Origin of the sequence: Thauera aminoaromatica S2 (assembly GCF_000310185.1) — a bacterium.
Taxonomy (GTDB): domain Bacteria; phylum Pseudomonadota; class Gammaproteobacteria; order Burkholderiales; family Rhodocyclaceae; genus Thauera; species Thauera aminoaromatica.
In genome coordinates this window covers 1-802 of the sequence record NZ_AMXD01000305.1, presented here as the reverse complement: position 1 = coordinate 802, position 802 = coordinate 1, and the positions used below count along the sequence as shown (strand labels likewise).

Annotated in this window: 2 pseudogenes; both read right to left on the bottom strand. The window is 75.8% G+C overall.

Features of this window, described 5'->3' with window-relative positions:
* Window positions 1-246 (bottom strand): annotated as a pseudogene (locus C665_RS19765) (hypothetical protein); the annotation flags it as partial.
* A gap of 10 nt (window positions 247-256) precedes the next feature.
* A pseudogene (locus tag C665_RS19760) lies at window positions 257-802 on the bottom strand (Hsp70 family protein); the annotation flags it as partial.

The window sequence follows — 802 nt, the reverse complement described above, 5'->3', positions numbered from 1 at the left end:
GAGCACCGCCGGCGGCGCGCCCTGCCCCTCTCCGGCGCTCGCGACCAGGCGCAGCGTGGCGGGGTCGAGCTCGCCCGCGGCGGGGTGGTAGCGCACCGAGGGCAGCAGCGTGCGCGCGGCGAGCTCGCCGCGGCCGACGAGCTGCTCGATCTCCAGCACCTGGATGCGGTCCTCGCCCTCTGCGGCGAAGGCGACCACGGTGTTGCTGGTGCCGAGGTCGATGCCGACGGTGTAGCGCGTCGCCACGCGAGCGACCTCAGGCCTCGGCGGTGCCGCGCACGTCGAACTGCACCTTCCAGCGTGCGCTGCCGTCCACCGGCAGGGCCTCGAGCTCGAGCGTGCCGGTCTCGGTGACGCGGGCGTGCAGCTTCACGCGCACGACCTCGCCGGGGCGGCGGCCTTCGGTGGGAAGGGTGGCCTCGATCTCCTCGAGCTCCTGCAGCTCGTCGGGCTGCCAGAAGTCGAGCAGGGTGCCGACCTCGTCCTGGCGGCGCACCGAGGAGCCGAAGAAGCGGAAGCGCACCGGCTCGCCGACGACCAGGCCGAACTCCTGCGCGGGCAGGGCGGCCTCGCTGCCCTCCTCCATGCCGAAGGGCGCGACGCACAGCGCCTCGAGCGGCGGCTCCATGCCCGGGATGGCGGGCATCGAGGACTCGATGCCGACGTAGTAGGCGCACGCGGTGCCGCCGCGGATGCGCACCCCGCGTCCGCGGCGCACGTAGCCGTAGTAGGCCGCGCCGCGCGCCACCGCGAGGTCGAGGTCGGCGCCGCCGAGGAGCCGCGCCGGCGCGGCGCCGTCGGC